Below are 24,000 nucleotides of genomic sequence, written 5' to 3'. Positions count from 1 at the left end.
GACAGGGCGGGCGGCCCGCCCAGCTGTTCCGCGCGGGCGGTGCCACGGTCCTCAACCCGCCGATGCTCCGCCCAGAGGTCTGATCCCGCCCGACAGGCCCTGGACACCCACCCCGCTGACGACAACCCTGCGCCACAAGTCGGACATATCGCGTTATCTTGCTGCGGTACCCATCCTGCCGCCGAGCGGTCACACCTCCCCGCGAGAGAAGCGATGCTCCAGGCCATCGGACTCACCAGCAACCCCCACCGCGATCTCCCGCCCGCCGTGGACGATCTGACCTTCGAGGCCCGGACCGGTGGCGTCACGGCGCTCCTCGGCGCCGAGGGCGCCGGCAAGACCACCGCCCTGCGGCTGATGCTCGAACTCGAATCCGGCCGTGGCATCACCTACTTCCGGGGCCGGCCGCTCCACCGCATCGCCCACCCCGCCCGCGAGGTCGGCGTGCTGCTCGGCGACGTGCCGGGGCACCCCGCGCGTACCGCGAGGGGGCAGCTGCGCATGCTCTGCGCCGCCGCGGGCGTGCCCGCCGCGCGGGCCGACATCCTGCTCGACCTCGTCGGTATCGGAGCCCTGCGCGACGAACCCCTCGGCACCCTCTCCCTCGGCATGGACCGCAGACTCGGCCTCGCCGCCGCCCTGTTGGGCGACCCGCACACGCTCGTCCTCGACGAACCGGCCGCCGGCCTCTCGCCCCGCGAGAACAGCTGGCTGCACGGACTGCTCCGGGCGCACGCGGCGCACGGCGGCACCGTTCTCTACACCACCAGCGACCCCAAAGAGGCCGCACGCACCGCCGATCGCGTCGTCACCGTCCACGAAGGCCGCCTCGTCGCCGACCAGGACGCCGCCGACTTCGCGCGCACCCGGCTGCGTCCGCGCGTCGTCATCCGTACCCCGCACGCGGCCCGTCTCGCCGACGCGGTCAACCGCGAGGCGCGCGCGGACCGCCGCTCCGTCGAGGTCGTCACCGACACGGGCGGACGGCTGACCGTCTTCGGCAGCAACTGCGCCGAGTTGGGCGAGACGGCCTTCCGGCACGGCATCCTCGTCCACCAACTCGCCGACGAGACCGGGGACACCGGCCCGAAGTCCCCCGTGGACCCGTCACCGCCCGCAGTGGCGCGACAGGCGCCCGAGCGGTCCGCCTCCGGCCTCCTGCCGCCTCCACTGCCCGCGCGGCCCGTACGCAGCCCCCTGCGTCCTTTCCGGTACGAACTCCGCCGGTTCCTCGGCGTTCGTACCCCCTGGCTCGTCGCCGTCGCCGTTCTGGTCGCCTCCCTCGCGCTGACCCTGCCGCTCGCCCGCACCGGCAACACCCCGCTGCCCGGCCTCCTCGCGGCCTGGCCCGGATTCCTCCCGCTGCCGCCCGCCGCCCTCGGGGCCGGTCTGCTCGGCGCGTTCGCCTTCGGCGACGAGTACCGCTACCCCGCGCTCGCCGCGGGACGCGGCACCGTCCCGCGCCGAATCGGCCTGTTGCTGGCCAAACTCACCGTCACCGGCACCGCGGCCCTGCTGCTCGCGGCCCTCACCGTCGCCGCCGACGCGCAGGCGATGCGGCTGGTGTACGGAGGCGGTACGCAGGTGGTGCCGCCGGACTGGCCCGCACTCGTGGTCAGTTGGGCCGGGCTGACCGTCGGCTGCGCCTGGGCGGGTCTGCTGGGGGCCGGTGTCTTCCGGGTCACCGGCGCCGGGGTCGCCGCCGTGCTCGCCGTACCGGTCGTCGTCGTCCCCCTCCTTGAGAAGGGGCTCGCCGTTCCGTCGGCGCGTTCGATCGTCGGACTGCCGGCCAGGCTGCGTGAACTGGCCTGGCCGCAATGGCCGGAGGCCGCCGACCGCTGGCTGGTGGCGACCGGCCGGGTCCTCGCCCAGCCCGTCGGGGCGGCCTTGACGCTGTCGCTGTCCGCCCTGCTCTGCGCGTATCTGTTCACGAGCCTTCGCCGCAGGGCCCGTTGGTGATCGCTCGACGACCGGAGCTGTCACACCTGCCCATAACTCCCTGATTCCGCCCGCTTCTTTACGATAAGTCGTCAATCGAAGGGCGGACGCCGATCACCCTTTCGTGTGCTTTTCACCAAAGACCTCAAGGGGCCGACGAGCAGAGCCGACAAAGGATGCGTGAGTACCCTTGCGCACACCATGATGACCGCCGCCCGCTCCGTCGAGTCAGGGCTCGCCTCCCCGGGCGGAATCGACCGCTACCCCTACGCGGAGGCGCCCGGCGCCGACCGCATCCCCGCGCCCACGTGGGACGGCGCGGACAACGAGTTGGGCCGGGTGGGCCGGCGCTCGGCGGGCAGCCGGGGCCGTGGACTGCACGGCCAACTCGTCCAGCAGCTCGGCCAGATGATCGTCTCCGGCGACCTGGGCGCCGACCGGCCGCTCGTACCCGAGGAGATCGGCCAGCGTTTCGAGGTCTCCCGCACGGTGGTCCGCGAGTCGCTGCGCGTCCTGGAGGCCAAGGGCCTCGTCAGCGCCCGGCCCAACGTCGGCACCCGCGTCCGCCCGGTCAGCGACTGGAACCTGCTCGACGCCGACATCATCGAATGGCGGGCGTTCGGCCCGCAGCGTGACGACCAGCGCCGCGAGCTGAGCGAGCTGCGCTGGACGATCGAGCCCCTCGCCGCGCGCCTCGCCGCCGGCCACGGCCGCGAGGACGTCCAGCAGCGGCTGGCCGACATGGTCGAGATCATGGGCCACGCCATCGCCCAGGGCGACTCGATCACGTTCTCCCGCGCCGACGCCGAATTCCACTCCCTGCTGATCCAGCTCGCAGGCAACCGGATGCTGGAGCACCTGTCGGGGATCGTCTCGGCGGCCCTCCAGGTCTCCGGCGGCCCCGTCACCGGCTGCGACCGCCCCACCGACGCCTCACTGGCGCACCACGCGCGGATCGTCGAGGCCCTGGCGGCCGGCGACGCCCAGGCGGCCGAATCGGCCATGCGCCAGCTTCTGATGGCCCACCCTGAAGTGGAACGGGTCGTTCCGGCACCTCGCGAGCACTGACGGCGCCACCGGGGTACTGAGGGTGAGTCCCGCGGTGCCGAGCAGGAAGACAGAGGTCAAGGCGGACGGGGGCGTACGCGTCACGTGCCGCCGGACCCCCGGGCCCGGCGGCACGAAAGCGCGATAAAATTCCTTCTGGCTGTTTTGCCGCAAATGAGGTGTGACTCGGGCCACGTGGATTGGGCGTAACACTCCGCGAGGCAGGGCGATGACCTAAGAGGTGACAGCCACGGAGGGAATAGCGCCACGAGGAGTGGCGCTGTATCCAGCTCCGAGGTCCAGCCCGCGCCGTCGGCACATCCCCAGTCGACGGTCGTCGGCTCCGCCCCGATCCTGGGGGGAGCCGGAAGCCGTTTCCATCGTTCCGAGAGGTTGTTCGTGTCGGCCAGCACATCCCGTACGCTCCCGCCGGAGATCGCCGAGTCCGAGTCTGTGATGGCGCTCATCGAGCGGGGAAAGGCTGATGGGCAGATCGCCGGCGACGACGTGCGTCGGGCCTTCGAGGCTGACCAGATTCCGCCAACCCAGTGGAAGAATGTTCTGCGCAGCCTCAACCAGATCCTCGAGGAAGAGGGTGTGACGCTGATGGTCAGTGCTGCCGCGGAGTCGCCCAAGCGCGCCCGTAAGAGCGTCGCTGCGAAGAGCCCGGCGAAGCGCACCGCCACCAAGACAGTCGCCGCCAAGACCGTCCACACGAAGACCGTCGCGGCCAGCGCCGCCCCGGTCTCCGAGACCGTCGAGACGCCCGCCGACGAGAGCGCCGCGCCCGCCAAGAAGGCGGCGGCGAAGAAGACCGTGGCCAAGAAGGCGGCGGCCAAGAAGACCGCCGTCAAGAAGGTCGCGGCGAAGAAGACCGCGGGCAAGAAGGACGCCGACGAGGCCGCCGAGGGCGAGGAGACGCCCGAGGAGGTTCAGGCCGGCAAGGGCGAGGAGGAGGAGACCGAGGGCGAGAACAAGGGCTTCGTCCTCTCCGACGACGACGAGGACGACGCGCCGGCCCAGCAGGTCGCCGTCGCGGGCGCCACCGCCGACCCGGTCAAGGACTACCTCAAGCAGATCGGCAAGGTCCCGCTCCTCAACGCCGAGCAGGAGGTCGAGCTCGCCAAGCGCATCGAGGCGGGTCTGTTCGCCGAGGACAAGCTGGCGAACGCCGACAAGCTCGCCCCCAAGCTCAAGCGCGAGCTGGAGATCATCGCCGAGGACGGGCGCCGCGCCAAGAACCACCTGCTGGAGGCCAACCTCCGGCTGGTGGTCTCGCTGGCCAAGCGCTACACCGGCCGCGGCATGCTCTTCCTGGATCTGATCCAGGAGGGCAACCTGGGTCTGATCCGCGCGGTCGAGAAGTTCGACTACACCAAGGGCTACAAGTTCTCCACGTACGCCACCTGGTGGATCCGTCAGGCGATCACCCGCGCCATGGCCGACCAGGCACGCACCATCCGTATCCCGGTGCACATGGTCGAGGTCATCAACAAGCTCGCGCGCGTGCAGCGCCAGATGCTCCAGGACCTGGGCCGTGAGCCCACCCCGGAGGAGCTGGCCAAGGAGCTCGACATGACCCCTGAGAAGGTCATCGAGGTCCAGAAGTACGGACGTGAGCCGATCTCGCTGCACACCCCCCTGGGTGAGGACGGCGACAGCGAGTTCGGTGACCTGATCGAGGACTCCGAGGCGGTCGTCCCGGCCGACGCGGTCAGCTTCACGCTTCTCCAGGAGCAGCTGCACTCGGTGCTCGACACGCTCTCCGAGCGTGAGGCCGGCGTGGTCTCCATGCGCTTCGGTCTCACCGACGGCCAGCCCAAGACGCTGGACGAGATCGGCAAGGTCTACGGCGTGACGCGTGAGCGGATTCGTCAGATCGAGTCGAAGACGATGTCCAAGCTCCGCCACCCGTCACGTTCCCAGGTACTGCGCGACTACCTGGACTAGGGCCGCTTCCCGGCCCATGGCACAGCCCTTCTGAGGGCCCGCGATCCCGACCGGGATCGCGGGCCCTCAGGCGTTGCGGGGATGCGTTTGTCGGCTCAATGGGTGACTCTGTGTCAGTAGGAGTCACCGGAGAGTCAGGAGCCCTGTATGCGACGCCCTATTGCCCGAGTGATCACGGGAGGACTGGCCACGATCGTCGCGGGGGCGGTGCTGCCGCTCGTGTCCCCCGTGCCGGCCGCCGCTGACCGGGTGGTCGTGGGCGGGGAGCCGGCGCCGACCGAGGAGAGCCCCTGGGTCGTGGCCCTCTCCAGCCGTGAGCGCTTCGGGGACACCCGCGCGGGCCAGTTCTGCGGCGGCGTGGTCGTGGCGCCCACGAAGGTGCTCACGGCCGCGCACTGCATGGGCCGGGACGTGCTCGGGGTGAAACCGGAGGACGTGAGCGATCTGCGGGTCATCGCGGGGAGGGAGCAGCTGCGCGGGAAGGGCGGCAAGGAGATCCGGGTCGGTTCCGTGCGGATCGACCCGGCGTACGAGCCCGCCACCCACGTCTCCGACCTCGCGGTGCTGACCCTGGCGCAGGCACTGCCCGCGCGTTACGCCGTTCGTCCGGCCGATCCCGGCTCGGAGGCACTGGCTCCGGGCACCTCGGCGAAGGTGTACGGCTGGGGCGACACCACCGGCGAGGGGAAGTACGCCTCCGCGCTGCGCTCAGCCCCTGTGACGGTCCTGGCGGACTCCGAGTGCGAGCGCGCCTACCCGGGAGGCTCAGGGGGCCGTTACGCGGCTTCCACGATGCTCTGCGCCGGCGATCCCCAGGGCGGGCACGACGCCTGCCAGGGAGACAGTGGCGGGCCGCTGGTGGCCCGTGGGCGGCTCATCGGGCTGGTCTCGTGGGGGAGCGGCTGCGGGCGGGCCGGGAGTCCGGGGGTCTACACACGGATCACCTCGGCCGTCGAGGAGGTGGCCGCCGCCACCGGGGCGCGCCGGGCGGGCTGAGGCCCGCGCGGCGGGAGCGCCGGACGCGGGAAATGAGAACGGGCCGCCATCCCGGTTCAACCGGGGTGGCGGCCCGTCGGCCGGTCCTGGATCGGCCCTTGGCTCGTCGTGGATGCGAGGTATCAGTGTTCCTCTTCACCGGCGGCGGCCTGCACGGCCGTCAGTCGGTCGGTCTCATCCTGTATTTCCGCGGCGATCTTCTTGAGTTCCGGCTCGAACTTGCGTCCGTGGTGGGCGCAGAAGAGCAGTTCACCACCGCTGGTCAGGACGACGCGCAGATATGCCTGGGCGCCGCAGCGGTCGCAGCGGTCAGCGGCCGTCAGCGGGCTCGCGGGGGTCAGAACAGTAGTCACGTCGCCTCTTCTCTAGCTCGACGAGCTGTCGTACCAGGGTCAACATCCAACCAGGCCGAAAACGTTCCCGCTCGCGGCCTTTCCTCGAAACTTCTTCCCGAGGCGGCTGTCTGCTGCCGGTTGGCGGCGAATGAGCCGTATTGCTTCGCTTTACGGTTTCGCGTTGCTTGTCAGGGTCGATCCTCCCCGGCCGGCTTGCCGGTTGTTGATGAGGACGTGCCCGGAGCCTAAATGGTTCATGCCTGGAAGGGAACGTGATGTGTGCTTCACTCCATCGAGCGATCGAACACTCATGCGAGTCTCGGTTAGCATGAGAATTCAATAGGGTGGCGCTACAACGGCTCTACCAGGCCTCTGTACCCTCTGAGCGGCGACCGATGCCGGGCCCTTACCCACTCGGGCCACATTTCAAATTCAGCGAGGAGCGAACCGCGTGACCGCCGAGACGTCCGTGCCGTCCAGTGCGCTGCTGACAGCAGACCGTGACGGTTCCAACTACACCGCGCGGCACCTGCTCGTCCTTGAGGGGCTCGAAGCGGTCCGGAAGCGACCCGGCATGTACATCGGGTCGACGGACAGCCGCGGCCTGATGCACTGCCTCTGGGAGATCATCGACAACTCCGTCGACGAGGCCCTGGGCGGCTACTGCGACCGTATCGACGTCATCCTCCACGAGGACGGCTCCGTCGAGATCAAGGACAACGGCCGGGGCATCCCCGTCGACATCGAGCCCAAGACCGGCCTCTCCGGCGTCGAGGTCGTGATGACCAAGCTGCACGCGGGCGGAAAGTTCGGCGGCGGCGCGTACGCGGCCTCCGGCGGTCTGCACGGCGTGGGCGCCTCCGTCGTGAACGCGCTCTCCGCCCGGCTGGACATCGAGGTCGACCTCAACGGCGCCACCCACGCCATCAGCTTCCGCCGGGGCGTCCCCGGCATCTTCACGGAATCGGGCCCCGACGCCCCCTTCGACCCGGCGAACGGCCTGCTCAAGGGCAAGCGGGTGCCCAAGACGCGCACCGGCACACGCACCCGGTTCTGGGCCGACCGGCAGATCTTCCTCAAGGACGCCAGGCTCTCCCTGGAGACACTGCACCAGCGGGCCCGCCAGACCGCCTTCCTCGTCCCCGGCCTGACCATCGTCGTACGTGACGAGCGGGCGGCCGGCGAGAGCGAGGGCAACGGCACGGTCGAGGAGACGTTCCGCTACGACGGCGGGATCAGCGAGTACTGCGAGTACCTGGCGCAGGACAAGGCCGTCTGCGACGTGCTGCGGCTGACCGGGCAGGGCGTCTTCAAGGAGACCGTGCCCGTCCTGGACGACCGCGGGCACATGACGCCCACCGAGGTCACCCGCGAGCTGGGCGTCGACATCGCCCTGCGCTGGGGCACCGGGTACGACACCACGATGCGCTCCTACGTCAACATCATCGCCACCCCCAAGGGCGGCACGCACATGACGGGCTTCGAGCGGGCGGTGACCAAGACCGTCAACGAGGCGCTTCGCTCGTCGAAGCTGCTGCGCGTCGCCGAGGACGACGTCGTCAAGGACGACGCCCTGGAAGGGCTCACGGCCGTGGTCACGGTGCGGCTGGCCGAGCCGCAGTTCGAGGGGCAGACCAAGGAGATCCTGGGGACGTCGGCGGCCAACCGGATCGTCGCGGCCGTCGTGGCCAAGGAGCTCAAGGAGTTCCTGACGTCGACCAAGCGCGACGCGAAGGCGCAGGCCCGCGCGGTGCTGGAGAAGGCCGTCGCCGCCGCCCGTACGCGTATCGCCGCCCGTCAGCACAAGGACGCCCAGCGCAGGAAGACGGCGCTGGAGACCTCCTCGCTGCCGGCCAAGCTCGCCGACTGCCGCAGTGACGACGTCGAGCGCAGCGAGCTGTTCATCGTCGAGGGCGACTCGGCGCTCGGTACGGCCAAGCTCGCCCGGAACAGCGAGTTCCAGGCGCTGCTGCCGATCCGGGGAAAGATCCTCAACGTCCAGAAGTCGTCCGTCTCCGACATGCTGAAGAACGCCGAGTGCGGCGCGATCATCCAGGTCATAGGGGCGGGTTCGGGCAGGACGTTCGACATCGACGCCGCCCGCTACGGCAAGATCGTGCTGCTGGTCGACGCCGATGTCGACGGGGCCCACATCCGCTGTCTGCTGCTGACGCTGTTCCAGCGCTACATGCGCCCGATGGTGGAGGCGGGCCGCGTGTTCGCGGCGGTCCCGCCCCTGCACCGGGTGGAGCTGGTGCAGCCCAAGAAGGGCCAGGACAAGTACGTGTACACGTACTCGGACAACGAGCTGCGGCAGACGCTCCTGGAGTTCCAGCGCAAGAACGTGCGCTACAAGGACTCCATCCAGCGCTACAAGGGCCTCGGCGAGATGGACGCCGACCAGCTGGCCGAGACCACGATGGACCCGCGCCACCGCACGCTGCGGCGCATCAACATCGGGGACCTCGAATCGTCCGAGCAGGTCTTCGACCTGCTCATGGGCAACGAGGTCGCGCCGCGCAAGGAGTTCATCACCAGCTCCGCCGCGACGCTGGACCGCGCCAGGATCGACGTCTGAGCCCACGGAGCACACACGGCGCCGGGCTCCACCCACGGGTGGAGCCCGGCGCCGTTCCCCACTCCCCCCACAAGGGGATTCGGCGGGCCGTCGCGCTCCGTAGCATCGAAGCCGAGAGAAGGGGCTTCGCATGTCGATCGGTGCCATGACCGGGTGGCCGAGCAAGGAGGCGCTGACCCGCGTGGGGGTGCCGCCCGTCAGGACCGCGCTGGACGTCCTGCTGTGGGCCGCGCTCGCCTGCTGGCTCGTCATGAGCGCGTACGCCGCGAAGGTCTTCCACGGCTGGGGGGTGGCGCTGCCCCCGCTGGGCCTGCTCTGCTTCGCCGGAGCCGCGCTGCTCTTCCACCGGTGGACCGTGGCGAGACGGCTGCTTCCCTCGCTCGCGCCGCTGCTGGTGCTCGCGCTGCTGGGCGGCGGGGCGTACGGGGCGGGGGCCGACGGGACGGCCGTGCTGCTCTGGGTCCTGATCGCCTTTCTCGCGCTGAGGGGACTGCCGCCGGCGCCGGCCGTCGGTGTCTGGGCGGTGCTGTTGGCGATCATCCTGCTGGCGGAGGTCGGGAGTCTCCTCGACACGATGGTGACCATGGGCGCCGTCCTGCTCGGCGGCTACACGCTGCGGCTCGACGGCCAGGCGCGCGCCGCCGGATTCCTGCTGCTGGCGCAGGAGCGTGCCGCGCGGGCGGCCGAGGCGGAGTCGGCGGCGCTGGCCGAGCGGGCCAGGATCGCCCGCGAGATACATGACGTGCTGGCCCACAGCCTCTCGGCCCAACTCGTGCATCTGGAGGCCGCGCGCCTCCAGATCGAGGGCGGGTACGACCGCGAGCAGGTGCTGCGGCGCGTGGTGGAGGCGCGGGGCATGGCCAGGCTCGGTCTGGTCGAGACACGTCAGGCGCTCGCCGCGCTCCGTGGCGGGCTGGCCCCCGTGGAGGACTATCTGCGGGAGCTGGCGGTCGACGGGGTGCGGGCCGAATTCGCGGGGGAGTCACGGCTGCTGGCCGCCGACGCCTCGCAGGCGGTCCGGCGCGTCGCGCAGGAGGCGGTGACGAACGCGCGCAAGCACGCCCCGGGCGCGGCCGTGACGATGCGACTTGAGTACGGGGAGGGCGCGGTGACCCTGGAGATACGCGACGAGGGAACGGAGGAGCCCGGTTCCGAACTCGGCGCCTCCGGCTCCGGATACGGCCTCCTGGGGATGCGGGAGCGCGCCGAACTGCTCGGCGGCAGCCTGGAGGCGGGCCCCACGGCCTCGGTCGACGAGGACGCCGGGGCGGACGAGGATCCGTACGGCTCCGGCCGGTGCGGCCGGCCCGGGACGAAGGGCTTCACCGTGCGCCTGCGAGTGCCCGCGTGAGCGCCCCGGCGACCGCCCGGGTGATCGTCGCCGACGACCAGGCCGTGGTGCGCGAGGGCATTGTCATGCTGCTCGGGCTGCTGCCCGGCATCGAGGTCGTCGGCGCGGCGAAGGACGGCGAGGAGGCGGTGGCCCTCGTCGGTGAACTGGCCCCCGACGTCGTCCTGATGGACCTGCGCATGCCGCGCTGCGACGGGGTCGAGGCGACGCGCCGTATCCGCGAGCGCCATCCGGCGACCCAGGTCGTGGTGCTCACCACCTACGCCGACGACGACTCGCTGTTCCCCGCCCTGCGGGCCGGCGCGCGCGGCTATCTGACCAAGGACGCGGGCGGCGAGGAGATCGTCAAGGCCGTTCAGGACGTCATGGCCGGGGACGCCGGACTCGCCCCCGGTGTGCAGCGGCGGCTGCTGGAGCGGGTGAGCGCGGCCCCCGTCGTACCGGAGCGCGCGACGGCTCCCGACGGGCTCACCGCCCGCGAGAGCGAGGTGCTGACCCTGGTCGCCGAAGGTCTCTCCAACCAGGAGATCGCCCGGCGGCTGCACATCGGACCGGCCACGGTGAAGACCCACATCAACAACATCTTCGCCAAGTCCGGGGTACGCGACCGGGCGCAGGCGGTCCGCTACGCCTATCAGCACGGGCTCATCCGGCCACCCGGGACAAATATCACCTGATGGGGTGAAGCCGAAGCGGACTGGAGTCCGGGATCCTCCCGTTCTGACCATCCTTGGGGCGCGGCCGAAATGGCCCGCTGACAAGGAGAGTTGACCGGTGGAGAAGCAGGACGGGCGCGTCGCCGCGGAGTTGCGGACCGACGACCCCTGGTACGACGCGCCGGCCTCCGGCTGGGGCGAACTGGACGGCACGGGCACACCGACGACACCCGTCGCGCCTGCCGCGGCCGGGAGCCCGGCCGGGACCGGCGCGGCGGACGGGCACGCGGCCCGGCCCGGCGCGGCCGAGATCTATCTGGAGGTCCAGCGGAGCGCCGCCTTCCAGCAGGTACGGCGCCGCTACCGCCGGTTCGTCGGCCCGGCCACCCTCGCCTTCCTGCTCTGGTACCTGGCGTATGTCGTCACCGCCACCACGGCGCCCGGTCTGATGGCGCGCCCGGTGGTGGGGGCCGTGAATGTGGCGATGGTCGCCGGATTGGGCCAGTTCCTCAGCACCTTCCTGCTGACCTGGGCGTACGCCCGCCATGCCCGGCTGCACCGGGACCGGGACGCGCTCGACCTGCGCTGGAGCGTCTTCGACCGGACGAGGTCAGAGGAACACCGGACGAGGGCCGAGGAACACCGGGCGGCGGCAGGGGAGCGGCGGCGATGAGCGGCGACCACCAGACCCTGGCGCTGCTGCTGTTCAGCGCGTTCGTCGCCGTCACCCTCGGCATCACCACCTGGGTGAGCCGCCACCGGCACGGCTCGGCGGAGGAGTTCTACACGGGCGGACGGCTCTTCTCGCCCATGGAGAATGGTTTCGCCATCGCGGGCGACTACATGTCGGCCGCCTCCTTCCTCGGCATCTCCGGCCTCATCGCCCTCTTCGGCTACGACGGCATGCTCTACTCCGTCGGCTTCCTCGTCGCCTGGCTCGTCGTCCTGCTGCTGGTGGCCGAACTCGTCCGCAACTGCGGCCGGTTCACACTGGCCGACGTCGTCGCCGCGCGGATGCGGGAGCGCCCGGTCAGGATCGCGGCCGGGACGTCCTCCGTCGCGGTGTCGGTCCTCTACCTGGTGGCGCAGATGGTCGGCGCGGGCAGCCTGGTCGCGCTGCTGCTCGGCGGCACGAGCGAGGCGGCGCGCGCGTGGACGGTGATCGGCGTCGGCGCGCTGATGGTCGTCTATGTGACACTCGGCGGGATGCGGGCCACCACCTGGATCCAGATCGTCAAGGCCGTGCTGCTGATGGCCGGCACCCTCGCGCTGACCGTGCTCGTACTGCTGCGATTCCACGGCGACTTCGACGCGCTGCTCACGACCGCCGCCGAACGCAGCGGCCACGGGAAGGAGTTCCTCGCCCCCGGTCTCGCCTACGGCGGCGGCTGGACCGCGCGCTTCGACTTCATGAGCCTGGGGCTCGCCCTGGTGCTCGGTACGGCCGGACTGCCGCACATCCTCTCCCGCTTCTACACCGTGCCGACCGCCCGCGCCGCGCGCCGGTCCGTCGTCTGGGCCATCGGGCTCATCGGCGGCTTCTACCTGATGACGATCGTGCTCGGCTTCGGCGCCGCGGCCCTGGTCGGTACGGACGAGGTCCGCGCGTCGAGCGCGGCGGGGAACACGGCGGTGCCGCTGCTCGCCCTGGACCTGGGCGGCGGCGCGGGTTCGACCGGCGGAACGGTTCTCTTCGCCGTGGTCGCCGCCGTCGCCTTCGCGACGATCCTCGCCGTCGTCGCGGGCATCACGCTCGCCTCGTCGGCCTCGGTCGCGCACGATCTGTACGCCTCGCTCAAGCGGCCGGGACGCGCGCGAAAGCCGCGCGGCGAGGTCGCCGTGGCCCGGCTCGCGGCGGCCGGCATCGGAGCCGTCGCCATCGCGCTCGGGCTGCTCGCCCGCGATCTCAACGTGGCCTTCCTCGTCGGGCTCGCGTTCGCCGTCGCCGCCTCCGCCAACCTCCCCGTACTGCTCTACTCGCTGTTCTGGCGGAACTTCACCACGCGAGGAGCGGTCTGGTCGGTGTACGGGGGGCTGGTGCCGGCCGTGCTGCTGGTGGTGTTCTCACCCGTCGTCTCCGGCAGCCCGGCGGCGATCTTCCCGGGCGTCGACTTCCAGGTCTTCCCGCTCCAGAACCCGGGCCTGGTCTCGATCCCGCTCGGCTTCCTGGCGGGCTGGCTCGGCACGGTCCTCTCCCGTGAACGCCCGGACGAGGCCAGGCACGCGGAGTCCGAGGTGCGCTCGCTCACCGGAGCGGGCGCGGTCTGACCAGGCCCCGGCAGGTCCAGGCAACCCTGCTCAGCCGCTCGTCGCCCACGCGTACCGGTGCTCGGGGCGCCCCGTCTCGCCGTACCGCAGGCTGAGCCGTACCCGCCCCGCCCGCTCCAGCAGCTTGAGATACCGCTGCGCCGTCTGCCGGCTCATCCCCGCGCTCTCCGCGATCTCGTGCGCGGAGAGCGGCCGTTCGGCGCCGAGCAGCACCTGGCGCACCACCTCGGCGGTGCTCGGCGAGTGCCCCTTGGGCAGCTCGGGCGGCGCGGACGACGCCGACAGCGCGCCGAACATCCGGTCCACGTCGGCCTGTTCGGCCTCGCCGCCGCTCTCCAGCGCCCGGCGCAGCGACGCGTACGCCTCAAGCTTGGTGCGCAGCCCGGCGAAGTTGAACGGCTTGACCAGATACTGGAGCGCCCCGTGGCGCATCGCCGACTGCACGGTGGCCACGTCACGCGCGGCGGTCACCATGATCACGTCGGTGCGGTGGCCGAGCCCGCGCAGTTCCTGGACGACGGAGAGCCCGTTGCGGTCGGGCAGATAGTGGTCCAGCAGGATCAGGTCGACGGGCCGCTCGGTGAGCTGGGTGAGTGCCTCCGTCCCCGAGTGGGCCTTGGCGACGACCCGGAAGCCGGCGACCTTCGCCACATAGGCGGTGTTGATGTCGGCGACCCGGATGTCGTCGTCCACGACCAGTACGTCGATCATCGTGTCTCTCCTGTGGTGACGGGCTCCGCCGGACCGCCCACGCGTTCGTCCGCGTCCGCCTCCTCGGTCAGTGCCTCCGGCAGTACGACGGTGAACTCCGCGCCCCCGTCGGCGGACTCGCCGACCCGCGCGCTGCCGCCCTGCCGCTCGGCGAGCCTGCGGACCAGGGCGAGACCCAGTCCGCGCCTGCCGTGGGCGGGCAGTTCCTTCGTCGTCCAGCCTTCCGCGAAGACCAGTTCGCGCTGCTCGGGCGGGACTCCGGGGCCGCTGTCGGAGATCCGCAGGACGACGGTGCGGCCTTCGGCCCGTACCTCCACCTCGATGCGCGGGTCCTCGGAGCCGGCCGCCGCGTCCAGCGCGTTGTCCACGAGATTGCCCAGCACCGTGACCAGCCCCTGCGGGTCGACGAGCCGGTCGGGCAGCAGGGTGGCGGGCGAGATACGCAGCGAGACGCCCCGCTCGGCGGCGACGGTGGCCTTGCCGACCAGCAGCGCGGCCGGCAGCGGGTCGTGGATCCGCTCGGTGACCTGCTCGGCGGTCGCCCGGTGCACCCCGACGACCTCGGTCACGAACTCCACCGCCTCCTCGTGCATCTCCAGCTCCAGCAGCCCCATCAGCGTGTGCATCCGGTTGGCGTGCTCGTGGTCCTGCGCGCGCAGCGCGTCGATGAGACCGCGGGTGGCGTCCAGTTCCCGGCCGAGCTGTTCCAGCTCCGTACGGTCACGGAGGGTGGCGACCGCGCCGCCGTCGTCCGTCGGCATCCGGTTGGCGATGAGCACCCGGCCGCCGCTCACGGCCAGCAGGTCCTCGCCGGCCACCCGGCCCGCGAGGACGTCGGTGGTACGGCCGGGGCCCAGCACCACGTCCAGCGGCTGTCCGGTGGCCTCGGGACCCAGGCCCAGCAGCCGCTGCGCCTCGTCGTTCATCAGCCGGATCCGCCCCGCGCCGTCGAGCGCGATCACGCCCTCACGCAGGCTGTGCAGCATCGCCTCGCGTTCCACGAGCAGCGCCGAGATGTCGGAGAAGGCCAGGTCGTGGGTCTGGCGCTGGAGCCGCCTGGAGATCAGATACGCGGCCAGCGCGCCCACGGCGAGTGCGCCGCCCGCGTACGCGAGGAGTCCGGGGATCGTCGCGAGCAGGCGCTCGCGGACGCTGTCGTACGCGATGCCGACCGAGACCGCGCCGATGATCTTCCCCGACGCGTCGCGCAGCGGGACCTTGCCGCGCGCCGAGCGGCCGAGGGTGCCGCTGTCGATCTCCATGACGTCCTTGCCGGCGATCGCCTCGCTGGGGTCGGTGGAGACGACCTTGCCTATCTCGCCGGTGTCGGTGTGTGACCAGCGCACCCCGCGCCTGTCCATGATCACGACGTACTCGGCGCCGGTGGCCCGTCTGATGCGTTCGGCCTCCGCCTGCACCGGCCCGTCCACCGAGGGCCGCGACGCCAGCAGCGACCGCGCCACGGGCTCGGAGGCGGTCGTCTCGGCGATCGCGAGGGCGCGGCGCATCGCCTGGTCGTCGAGCTGGTCGCTCAGCGGTCTGAGGAACAGTCCGGTGGCGAGCACGGCGGTGCCCGCGGCGATGGCGAGCTGCATCAGCAGCACCTGGGAGAAGACGCGCCGTGGCCAGCCGAATCGCCGTCGTCGCTGGGGGGTCGTCGATCCGGCGCTCATGGTCCAGAACGGTAGACCGCCCAGGTGTCTTTCTGAAATTTTCAGAATGACGCAAATGACTTACGTGATTTGCGGGCTGCTTGCGACGTCGTGAAAGTTCGCTGGAAAGCTGACTGATAGGGGCCGGTGGGTCCGGATTGAGTCTTTTCGAGCCAGAGAACGGCCGACTTGGTTCTGTCGGAGCGGTGGACGCTCTCGCATTTCTCTGCAACTCTCTGACCGCATAACGCAAAAGATCCCGCTCGTCAGTGCAGAAAACGCTTGTCGCACCAGCCAGGTGGCACCAGCCATGCAGACAGAGCCGCGCCTCGCCGCCCCCGCGCCGAGGCCGAAGATCGGGGATACATGAGATCTCATCGATGGAGATGGCGGGCGATCGCCGCCGCCGTCACCACCAGTCTCCTGATGGTCGGCGTGCCGTCGCTCACCGCCTCGGCGGCCGACGGCCCCAACATCGCCGCGGGCAGTACCGCGGCGGCGAGCAGCGCGAAAAGCGACCACTCCGCCCGGATGGTCGCGGACGGCAACCAGTCCACCTACTGGCAGGGCTCCGGCAAGAGCCTCCCCCAGTGGGTCCAGACCGATCTGGGCTCCGCCGCCCGGATCGACCAGGTCACGCTGAAACTCCCCGCCGACTGGGAGACCCGGCGCCAGACCCTCGCCGTTCAGGGCAGTGCCGACGGCACCAGCTTCTCGACCCTGAAGACCTCCGCCTCGTACACCTTCAGTCCGGGCGAGGCCAACAAGGTCAATATCTCGTTCCCCGCCACCCGGACGCGTTACGTCCGCGTGAACATCACGAAGAACTCCGTGGCGTCCGCGGGCCAGCTCGCCGAGCTCCAGGTCCACAAGGCCGCCGCCGCTTCGGTGAACCTCGCCGCCGGCCGCACGCTCACCGAGAGCAGCCACACCGAGGTGTACGCGGCGGCCAACGCCAACGACGGCAACAAGGCCAGCTACTGGGAGAGCCGTAACGGCGCCTTCCCGCAGTGGCTCCAGGCCGACCTCGGCTCGTCCGTCGGCGTCAACAGCGTCGTCCTGAAACTGCCCGACGGCTGGGGCGCCCGCAGCCAGACCCTCACGCTCCAGGGCAGCACCAACGGCACGGCCTTCACCGACCTCACGACCTCCAAGGCGTACCAGTTCGCGCCCGGGTCCGGGAACACGGTGACGATCCCCTTCGACGCCACCACCACGCGTTACGTACGGGTTCTGGTCACCGCCAACTCCGAGCAGCCCGGCGCCCAGATCTCCGAGCTGGAGATCTACGGCCCCGAGACGGGCGACACGCAGGCGCCGACCGCGCCCACCGAGCTGGCGTTCACCGAGCCCGCCTCCGGCCAGATCAAACTGACCTGGAAGGCGTCGACCGACAACACCGCGGTCACCGGCTACGACATCTACGCCAACAACGTGCTGCGCACCAGCGTCGCCGGCAACGTCACCACCTTCACCGACACCCAGCCGGGCAACGCCGACGTCTCGTACTACGTACGGGCCAAGGACGCCGCGGGCAACGTGTCGGGCAACAGCAACACCGTGACCCGTAAGCCCCCGGGCGGCGACACCCAGGCGCCGACCGCGCCCACCGGTCTCGCCCACTCCACGCCCTCGCCGACCCAGGTCAAGCTCACCTGGCAGGCGTCGAGCGACAACACGGCGGTCACCGGCTACGAGATCTACGCCAACAACGTGCTGCGCGACACCGTCGCGGGCAACGTGCTGACCTTCACCGACACCCAGCCGGCCAGCACCACGGTCTCGTACTTCGTACGGGCCAAGGACGCGGCGGGCAACCGGTCGGGCAACAGCAACACGGTCATCCGCACCGGCAGCACGGGATCGGTCTCCAACCTGGCCGTCGGCAAGCCGATCAGCGCGTCCTCCGTGGTCCACACGTTCGTCGCGGCCAACGCCAACGACAACTCGACGTCGACCTACTGGGAAGGCGCCGGGGGCAGTTACCCCAACACGCTGACCGTGAAGCTGGGCGCCAACGCCGCCACCGAGAGCGTCGTCGTCAAGCTCAACCCGGACAGCAGCTGGGGACCGCGTACCCAGAACATCCAGGTGCTGGGGCGCGAGCAGAGCGCCACGGGCTTCACCAGCCTGGCCGCCGCGAAGGACTACGCGTTCAGCCCGGCCTCCGGGAACCAGGTGACCATCCCGGTCTCCGGGAACGTCGCGGACGTCCAGCTCAAGTTCACCTCCAACACCGGCGCCGGCGCGGGCCAGGTGGCCGAGTTCCAGGTGCTCGGCGAGCCGGCGCCCAACCCGGACCTCCAGGTCACGGCCGTGACCGCGGCCCCCGCCGAGCCGGTCGAGTCGAACCCGATCACCCTGACGGCGACGGTACGCAACAACGGCACGGTCGCCGCGGGGGCCAGCTCGCTGGAGTTCCGCCTCGGTGACTCCAAGGTCGGCACCGCGGCGGTGGGCACCCTCGCCCCCGGCGCCTCGGCCAATGTCAGCGCCGCGATCGGTCCGCGCGACGCCGGTTCCTACGAACTCAGCGCGGTCGCCGACGTGGCGGACGCGGTGATCGAGCAGAACGAGACCAACAACACCTACACCGCCTCCGCGCCACTGGTGGTCAAGCCGGTCGCCAGCTCCGACCTGGTGGCGACACTCGGCACCTCCCCGTCCGCCCCGGCGGCCGGAGACACGGTCAACTTCTCCGTCTCCATCAAGAACCAGGGCACCGTCGCCTCCGCGGGCGGCAGCCACGGCATCACCCTGACCGTCGTCAACTCCGAGGGCGCCACGGTGAAGACCCTCACCGGCGCGCACAGCGGAGTCATCGCGGCGGGCGCCACCGCGCCGGCGGTCGCACTCGGGACCTGGGCCGCCGCCAACGGCTCGTACACCGTGAAGGTCGTCCTCGCCGACGACGCGAACGAGGTGCCGGTCAAGCGCGAGAACAACACGAGCAGCCAGTCGCTGTTCGTCGGCCGCGGCGCGAGCATGCCGTTCGACATGTACGAGGCCGAGGACGGCACCACCGGCGGCGGCGCGACGAAGGTCGGCCCCAACAGGACGATCGGCGACATCGCGGGCGAGGCGTCCGGCCGCCGGGCCGTCAACCTCGACGCGACCGGCGAGTTCGTCGAGTTCACCACCCGGGCCAGCACCAACACCCTGGTCACCCGCTTCTCCATCCCCGACTCCGCGGGCGGCGGGGGCATCAACTCCACGCTCAACGTCTATGTGGACGGCGTCTTCCTGAAGGCGATCGACCTCACGTCCAAGTACGCTTGGCTGTACGGCGCCGAGGCGGGACCGGGCAACTCCCCGGGCCAGGGCGCGCCCCGTCACATCTACGACGAGGCGAACGTGATGCTGGGCAAGACCGTCCCGGCGGGCAGCAAGATCAAGCTCCAGAAGGACGCGGCCAACAACACCACGTACGCGATCGACTTCATCAACCTGGAGCAGGTCGCGCCGGTCGCGAACCCGGACCCCGCCACGTACACGGTCCCGGCCGGATTCACCCACCAGGACGTGCAGAACGCCCTGGACCGGGTCCGGATGGACAACACGGGCACCCTGAAGGGTGTCTACCTGCCCGCCGGTGACTACCAGACGGCCAGCAAGTTCCAGGTGTACGGCAAGCCCGTGCAGGTGATCGGAGCCGGCCCCTGGTACACGAAGTTCCACGCCCCCTCGACGCAGGACAACACCGACATCGGCTTCCGGGCCGAGGCCGCCGCCGCGGGTTCGTCGTTCAAGAACTTCGCGTACTTCGGCAACTACACCTCGCGTATCGACGGTCCGGGCAAGGTGTTCGACTTCTCGAACGTGCGGAACATCGAGATCGACAACATCTGGAACGAGCACATGGTGTGCCTCTACTGGGGCGCGAACACCGACGACATGACCATCAAGAACTCCCGGATCCGGAACATGTTCGCCGACGGCATCAACATGACCAACGGCAGCACCGGCAACCACGTGGTCAACAACGAGGCACGGGCCACGGGAGACGACAGCTTCGCGCTGTTCTCGGCGATCGACGCCGGCGGCGCGGACATGAAGGACAACGTCTACGAGAACCTGACGTCGATCCTGACCTGGCGCGCGGCGGGTGTGGCCGTCTACGGCGGCTTCAACAACACCTTCCGCAACATCCATATCGCGGACACGCTCGTGTACTCGGGCATCACGGTCAGCTCGCTGGACTTCGGCTATCCGATGAACGGCTTCGGGACCGAACCCACGACGATCGAGAACGTGTCGATCGTCAGAGCCGGCGGTCACTTCTGGGGCGCGCAGACGTTCCCCGGTATCTGGCTGTTCTCCGCGTCCAAGGTGTTCCAGGGCATCCGGATCAACAACGTGGACATCGTCGACCCGACGTACAGCGGGATCATGTTCCAGACCAACTACGTAGGAGGACAGCCCCAGTTCCCGATCAAGGACACCATCCTCAGCGACATCTCCATCACCGGTGCGAAGAAGAGCGGTGACGCCTACGATGCCAAGTCCGGCTTCGGGCTGTGGGCGAACGAGCTGCCGGAGGCGGGACAGGGTCCCGCGGTCGGTGAGGTCACGTTCAACGGTCTGACGCTGAGCGGCAACGCGCTGGACGTGAAGAACACCACGCCCAACTTCAAGATCCATATCAACCCGTAGCACCCGGCAACCGAGTCGTGGTGCCGCCCGGGGCTCCCTCGGGCGGCACCATGGCTGTGCAGGGACTTTACGCTGAGAAGTAAGTAGCTTGCATTGTTTGCGCTAGTCTTGCGTGTATGACGCGACGACTTGCTCAGGTGGCGAAGAAGGTTGGGGTCAGCGAGGCCACGGTCAGCCGGGTGCTCAACGGCAAGCCGGGAGTCTCCCAGGCCACCCGGCAGTCCGTGCTGACGGCGCTTGACGTGCTGGGGTACGAGCGGCCGACGCAGCTGCGCGGCGAGCGCGCCAGACTGGTCGGCCTCGTCCTGCCCGAGCTCCAGAACCCGATCTTTCCGGCCTTCGCCGAGGTGATCGGCGGCGCGCTGGCGCAACAGGGGCTCACCCCCGTGCTGTGCACCCAGACCAAGGGCGGCGTCTCCGAGGCGGACTACGTCGAACTGCTGCTCCAGCAGCAGGTGTCCGGAGTCGTGTTCGCGGGCGGCCTGTTCGCGCAGGCCGACGCGCCCCACGAGCACTACCGGCAGCTCCACGAGCGCAAGATCCCGGTGGTGCTCATCAACGCGCCCATAGAGAACCTGGACTTCCCCACCATCTCCTGCGACGACGCCGTCGCCGTCGAGCAGGCGTGGCGGCATCTGGCCTCGCTCGGCCACGAGCGCATCGGCCTCGTCCTCGGCCCCTCCGACCACGTACCGTCGCGGCGCAAGCTCGCCGCCGCGCTCGCGGCCGTGAAGGCGGCGGGGGAGTCGCTGCCCGACGAGTACATCGAGCGGTCGATGTTCTCCCTGGAAGGCGGTCAGGCCGCCGCCGCGCGGCTGTTGGACCGCGGGGTCACCGGCATCATCTGCGCGAGCGACCCGCTGGCGCTCGGCGCCGTACGGGCCGCCCGCCGGCGCGGACTCGACGTCCCCGGCGAGGTCTCCGTCGTCGGGTACGACGACTCCGCCTTCATGAACTGCACCGAGCCGCCGCTGACGACGGTCCGTCAGCCCATCGAGGCGATGGGGCGGGCCGCGGTGGAGCTGCTGTGCGCCCAGATCCAGGGTGGCGCCGTGCCGCCCGGCGAGCTGCTGTTCGAGCCGGAGCTGGTCGTACGCGGCTCCACGGCGCAGTCCCCGAGGTAGGTCCGGCGCGGGTCCCGCGCGGCCCCCGCAAGCCCCTTCCAGGGCCCCCTCGGGGGCCCTGCGGCCGTTCCGGGGGTGCTGTCAGACAAATCCCGCCCTGTCCAACTCCGGCCCCCCGCGCGGGTCATGACCGATGCGGAAGGCTGTCAAACTTTTACGAAAACGGCGCGAGATCTTGCGGTCTCCTGTCGACGGTGGTTGAGTGTGCCGCGCCCCGGCAGAGTTTCAGCCGTGGGCCTTCCACGCTCATGCCCGAAGGGGACCATCGATGAGAAGTGCTGGGTTCCGCCGTAATCGCCGTATCGACCGCACCGCCGCGGCCGCCCTTGTCACCGTGCTCAGCCTGACTCTCGCCGCCTGCGGCACGAGCAGCAGCAGCAGCGACGACGACGGCGACTCCGGCGGCGGGTCGTCCGACCCGTCAGCGCCGTTGGACCCGAAGGCCAAGGTGACACTCTCGATCGACTGCATGCCGCCGGCCGCGAAGGCCGCGGAGCTGAAGGAGTGGAACGAGGACGTCAAGGAGTTCAACAAGACGTACCCGAACGTCAAGATCAACGGGAAGTCCACGCCGGGCCAGTGCCTGGAGCCGCCGCGCTTCACCGCGATGCTCAAGGCGAAGTCCCAGCCCGACGTCTACTACACCTACTTCACCGACCTCCAGCAGGTCCTGGACAACGACGGCGCCGAGGACATCTCCGCGTACGTCAACGACAAGTCCGTGCCCGCGCTGAAGGACATCGACCCCAACGTGCTGGACGTGCTGAAGAAGGACGGCAAGCTCTACGGCCTGCCGACCAGCAACTACACCATGGGTCTGCTGATCAACCGGAAACTCTTCGAGCAGGCCGGACTCGACCCCAACTCGCCTCCCACCACCTGGGAGGAGGTCCGTACCGCCTCGGACAAGATCGCCGGGATCGGCGGCGGCGTCTCCGGATTCGGCGAGTACAGCGCCGGCAACAACGGCGGCTGGCACTTCACCGCGTCGATCTACGGACTCGGCGGCGACGTCGTCGACGCGACGGGCAAGAAGGCCGCGTTCAACACCGACCTGGGCAAGCAGGTCCTGGAGAACCTGCGCACCATGCGCTGGGACGACGACAGCATGGGCAAGACCCAGCTGCTCAAGTGGGGTGACCTCCAGAAGCAGATAGCCACCGACAAGCTGGGCATGTTCCTCGCCGCGCCCGACGACATCACCTACATGGTCCAGCAACTCGGCGCGAAGTACGAGAACTTCGGCATGGGCCCGATCCCCGGCGCCAAGGCGACCCTCTTCGGCGGCAACAACTACATGATCAAGAAGGGCAGTTCGCCCGACAAGATCAAGGCCGCCATCGCCTGGCAGAACTTCAAGTTCCTCACCCCGGGCAAGGGCCAGTTCGAGTGGGACCGCACCAAGACCGACAAGCTCCCCGTCGGACTGCCGCAGCCCAACTTCTGGCTCGGTGAGTCCAAGACGAAGGACGACGCGCTGCGCAGCGAGCACGCCACGATGCCGGTCGAGAACTTCAAGCCCTTCATGGACAACCCCGTCAAGGGCAAGGCCGAGCCGCCGAAGGCGCAGGAGATCTACAAGATCCTCGACGTCGCGATGTCGGGCGTGCTGACCAACAAGGACGCGGACGTCGACAAGCTGCTCTCGACCGCCGAGCAGCAGGTCAACCAAGTCCTGGCGACGCAGTAACGGACGCGCGGGACCGGGTCACGCGGACCCGGTCCCGCCCCGACCGTGAGTCAACGAGTCTGCGCACCGGCACCGAGGAGAGACCATGTCGGCCCCCACCCTGTCCAAGAGCGAGGCGAGAGAGCCGAGCCCCGGACGACGCCCCGGCTCCACCCGGACGGACTCCGCCCGCGAGGAGTTCCTCCGGTCCGTACGCCGCAATCTCTCGGCGCACGGGTTTCTGATCGGAGCCGTACTCTGCTTCTCGTTCTTCTCCTGGTATCCGATGGTCAGGGAATTCATCCTGGCCTTCCAGAAGAACGAGAACGGGGAGACCACCTGGGCCGGCTGGTCCAACCTCACGTACATCTTCAACGACCCCGCCTTCTGGCAGGCATGGCGCAACACACTGCTCTTCACCGTGCTCGCGCTGCTGCTGGGATTCATCGTCCCGTTCGTCATCGCCGTCATCATCAACGAATTCCGGCACGGCCAGGGATATCTGCGGCTGCTCGTCTATCTCCCCGTCATGCTGCCGCCGGTCGCCTCCGTGCTGCTCTTCAAGTACTTCTACGACCCCGGATACGGCCTGTTCAACCGCATCCTGGAAGTCTTCGGACTCCCCGCACAGCAGTGGCTCCAGGACACCGACACCGCCATGCTCTCCGTGGTCATCGCGGCGACGTGGATGAACATGGGCGGCGCCACCCTCATCTATCTCGCCGCGCTCCAGGGAATCCCCGGTGAGCTGTACGAGGCCGCCGAACTCGACGGCGCGGGAATCCTCCGCAAGATCTGGCACGTCACCATCCCGCAGACCAAACTCATCCTCTCGCTGATGCTGCTCATGCAGATCATCGCGACGATGCAGGTATTCACCGAACCGTTCCTGCTCACCAACGGGGCGGGCCCCGAAGGATCGACGACGACGGTCGTCTATCTCATCTACCAGTACGCGTTCAACTTCAACAACTACGGCAGCGCGGCGGCACTCGGACTCGTCCTGCTCGTCATCCTCGCGGCCTTCTCCGCGGTGTACGTGCGACTCAGCCGCAGCGGCGAAGACGAGTGA

Annotated in this window: 16 protein-coding genes and 1 pseudogene; 14 read left to right on the top strand and 3 right to left on the bottom strand. The window is 69.8% G+C overall.

Features of this window, described 5'->3' with window-relative positions; genetic code table 11:
• The 5 genes and pseudogenes from BHU15_RS39265 to BHU15_RS16340 all read left to right on the top strand — a co-directional run.
• Positions 1-83: pseudogene (locus BHU15_RS39265) on the top strand (DNA hydrolase); the annotation flags it as partial.
• A gap of 130 nt (positions 84-213) precedes the next feature.
• Positions 214-1,959 carry an ATP-binding cassette domain-containing protein gene (locus BHU15_RS16355; RefSeq protein WP_069627864.1) on the top strand — a complete coding sequence of 582 codons (1,746 nt, stop codon included), beginning with the start codon at positions 214-216 and terminating at the stop codon, positions 1,957-1,959.
• Between the two features lie 159 nt (positions 1,960-2,118).
• Positions 2,119-3,006, top strand: coding sequence for a FadR/GntR family transcriptional regulator (locus tag BHU15_RS16350; RefSeq protein ID WP_171908380.1), 888 nt, complete (start codon positions 2,119-2,121; stop codon positions 3,004-3,006).
• Positions 3,007-3,384: 378 nt separating this feature from the next.
• Complete coding sequence (locus BHU15_RS16345; protein ID WP_069627865.1) at positions 3,385-4,935, top strand: RNA polymerase sigma factor; 1,551 nt, start codon at positions 3,385-3,387, stop codon at positions 4,933-4,935.
• Positions 4,936-5,082: 147 nt separating this feature from the next.
• Positions 5,083-5,931, top strand: a complete 849-nt coding sequence (locus tag BHU15_RS16340; RefSeq protein WP_069627863.1) for a S1 family peptidase — start codon at positions 5,083-5,085, stop codon at positions 5,929-5,931.
• Between the two features lie 122 nt (positions 5,932-6,053).
• Here BHU15_RS16340 and BHU15_RS16335 read toward each other — a convergent pair whose 3' ends face one another.
• A complete protein-coding gene (locus BHU15_RS16335) occupies positions 6,054-6,284 on the bottom strand; it encodes a DUF7455 domain-containing protein (protein WP_023538184.1) in 231 nt (76 codons plus the stop codon).
• 433 nt (positions 6,285-6,717) lie between these two features.
• Here BHU15_RS16335 and BHU15_RS16330 point away from each other — a divergent pair, with 433 nt between their 5' ends.
• The 5 genes from BHU15_RS16330 (at position 6,718) to BHU15_RS16310 (ending at position 13,119) form a co-directional block, all read left to right on the top strand.
• Positions 6,718-8,844 (top strand): DNA gyrase/topoisomerase IV subunit B, encoded by a 2,127-nt coding sequence (locus BHU15_RS16330; protein WP_069627862.1) that lies wholly within the window; start codon positions 6,718-6,720, stop codon positions 8,842-8,844.
• Between the two features lie 130 nt (positions 8,845-8,974).
• Entirely contained in the window at positions 8,975-10,195 is a 1,221-nt protein-coding gene (locus tag BHU15_RS16325; RefSeq protein WP_069627861.1) for a sensor histidine kinase, read from the top strand.
• A complete protein-coding gene (locus BHU15_RS16320) occupies positions 10,192-10,872 on the top strand; it encodes a response regulator (protein WP_069627860.1) in 681 nt (226 codons plus the stop codon). Before BHU15_RS16325 ends, BHU15_RS16320 begins: the two co-directional genes overlap by 4 nt.
• Before the next feature lie 97 nt (positions 10,873-10,969).
• Positions 10,970-11,524, top strand: a complete 555-nt coding sequence (locus BHU15_RS16315; protein WP_069627859.1) for a DUF485 domain-containing protein — start codon at positions 10,970-10,972, stop codon at positions 11,522-11,524.
• Positions 11,521-13,119 (top strand): monocarboxylic acid transporter, encoded by a 1,599-nt coding sequence (locus tag BHU15_RS16310; protein ID WP_069627858.1) that lies wholly within the window; start codon positions 11,521-11,523, stop codon positions 13,117-13,119. Before BHU15_RS16315 ends, BHU15_RS16310 begins: the two co-directional genes overlap by 4 nt.
• Positions 13,120-13,149: 30 nt before the next feature.
• Here BHU15_RS16310 and BHU15_RS16305 read toward each other — a convergent pair whose 3' ends face one another.
• Positions 13,150-13,830: a response regulator gene (locus tag BHU15_RS16305; protein ID WP_069627857.1), complete on the bottom strand. Its 681-nt coding sequence runs from the start codon at positions 13,828-13,830 to the stop codon at positions 13,150-13,152.
• Positions 13,827-15,503, bottom strand: coding sequence for a sensor histidine kinase (locus BHU15_RS16300; RefSeq protein ID WP_069627856.1), 1,677 nt, complete (start codon positions 15,501-15,503; stop codon positions 13,827-13,829). Before BHU15_RS16300 ends, BHU15_RS16305 begins: the two co-directional genes overlap by 4 nt.
• Before the next feature lie 345 nt (positions 15,504-15,848).
• On the opposite strand from BHU15_RS16300, the gene BHU15_RS16295 reads away from it, so the two are divergent.
• The 4 genes from BHU15_RS16295 (at position 15,849) to BHU15_RS16280 (ending at position 24,000) form a co-directional block, all read left to right on the top strand.
• Positions 15,849-20,135, top strand: a complete 4,287-nt coding sequence (locus BHU15_RS16295; protein WP_069627855.1) for a galactose-binding domain-containing protein — start codon at positions 15,849-15,851, stop codon at positions 20,133-20,135.
• 116 nt (positions 20,136-20,251) lie between these two features.
• Positions 20,252-21,259, top strand: a complete 1,008-nt coding sequence (locus BHU15_RS16290) for a LacI family DNA-binding transcriptional regulator (RefSeq protein WP_069627854.1) — start codon at positions 20,252-20,254, stop codon at positions 21,257-21,259.
• Positions 21,260-21,527: 268 nt separating this feature from the next.
• Positions 21,528-22,949, top strand: coding sequence for an ABC transporter substrate-binding protein (locus tag BHU15_RS16285; protein WP_069627853.1), 1,422 nt, complete (start codon positions 21,528-21,530; stop codon positions 22,947-22,949).
• 85 nt (positions 22,950-23,034) lie between these two features.
• Positions 23,035-24,000: a carbohydrate ABC transporter permease gene (locus tag BHU15_RS16280; protein WP_069627852.1), complete on the top strand. Its 966-nt coding sequence runs from the start codon at positions 23,035-23,037 to the stop codon at positions 23,998-24,000.

It is taken from the genome of Streptomyces niveus (assembly GCF_001723055.1).
In the GTDB taxonomy this organism is placed as follows: Bacteria; Actinomycetota; Actinomycetes; order Streptomycetales; family Streptomycetaceae; genus Streptomyces; species Streptomyces niveus.
This window is presented reverse-complemented; position numbering and strand designations above follow the sequence as displayed.

What these genes read in the sequence shown, in the direction of transcription:
- BHU15_RS16355 (WP_069627864.1), top strand. Translation starts at nt 214, where the DNA reads ATGCTCCAGGCCATCGGACTCACCAGCAACCCCCACCGCGATCTCCCG.
- BHU15_RS16340 (WP_069627863.1), top strand. Translation starts at nt 5,083, where the DNA reads ATGCGACGCCCTATTGCCCGAGTGATCACGGGAGGACTGGCCACGATC.
- BHU15_RS16325 (WP_069627861.1), top strand. Translation starts at nt 8,975, where the DNA reads ATGTCGATCGGTGCCATGACCGGGTGGCCGAGCAAGGAGGCGCTGACC.
- BHU15_RS16310 (WP_069627858.1), top strand. Translation starts at nt 11,521, where the DNA reads ATGAGCGGCGACCACCAGACCCTGGCGCTGCTGCTGTTCAGCGCGTTC.
- BHU15_RS16305 (WP_069627857.1), bottom strand. Translation starts at nt 13,830, where the DNA reads ATGATCGACGTACTGGTCGTGGACGACGACATCCGGGTCGCCGACATC.
- BHU15_RS16300 (WP_069627856.1), bottom strand. Translation starts at nt 15,503, where the DNA reads ATGAGCGCCGGATCGACGACCCCCCAGCGACGACGGCGATTCGGCTGG.
- BHU15_RS16295 (WP_069627855.1), top strand. Translation starts at nt 15,849, where the DNA reads ATGAGATCTCATCGATGGAGATGGCGGGCGATCGCCGCCGCCGTCACC.
- BHU15_RS16290 (WP_069627854.1), top strand. Translation starts at nt 20,252, where the DNA reads ATGACGCGACGACTTGCTCAGGTGGCGAAGAAGGTTGGGGTCAGCGAG.
- BHU15_RS16285 (WP_069627853.1), top strand. Translation starts at nt 21,528, where the DNA reads ATGAGAAGTGCTGGGTTCCGCCGTAATCGCCGTATCGACCGCACCGCC.
- BHU15_RS16280 (WP_069627852.1), top strand. Translation starts at nt 23,035, where the DNA reads ATGTCGGCCCCCACCCTGTCCAAGAGCGAGGCGAGAGAGCCGAGCCCC.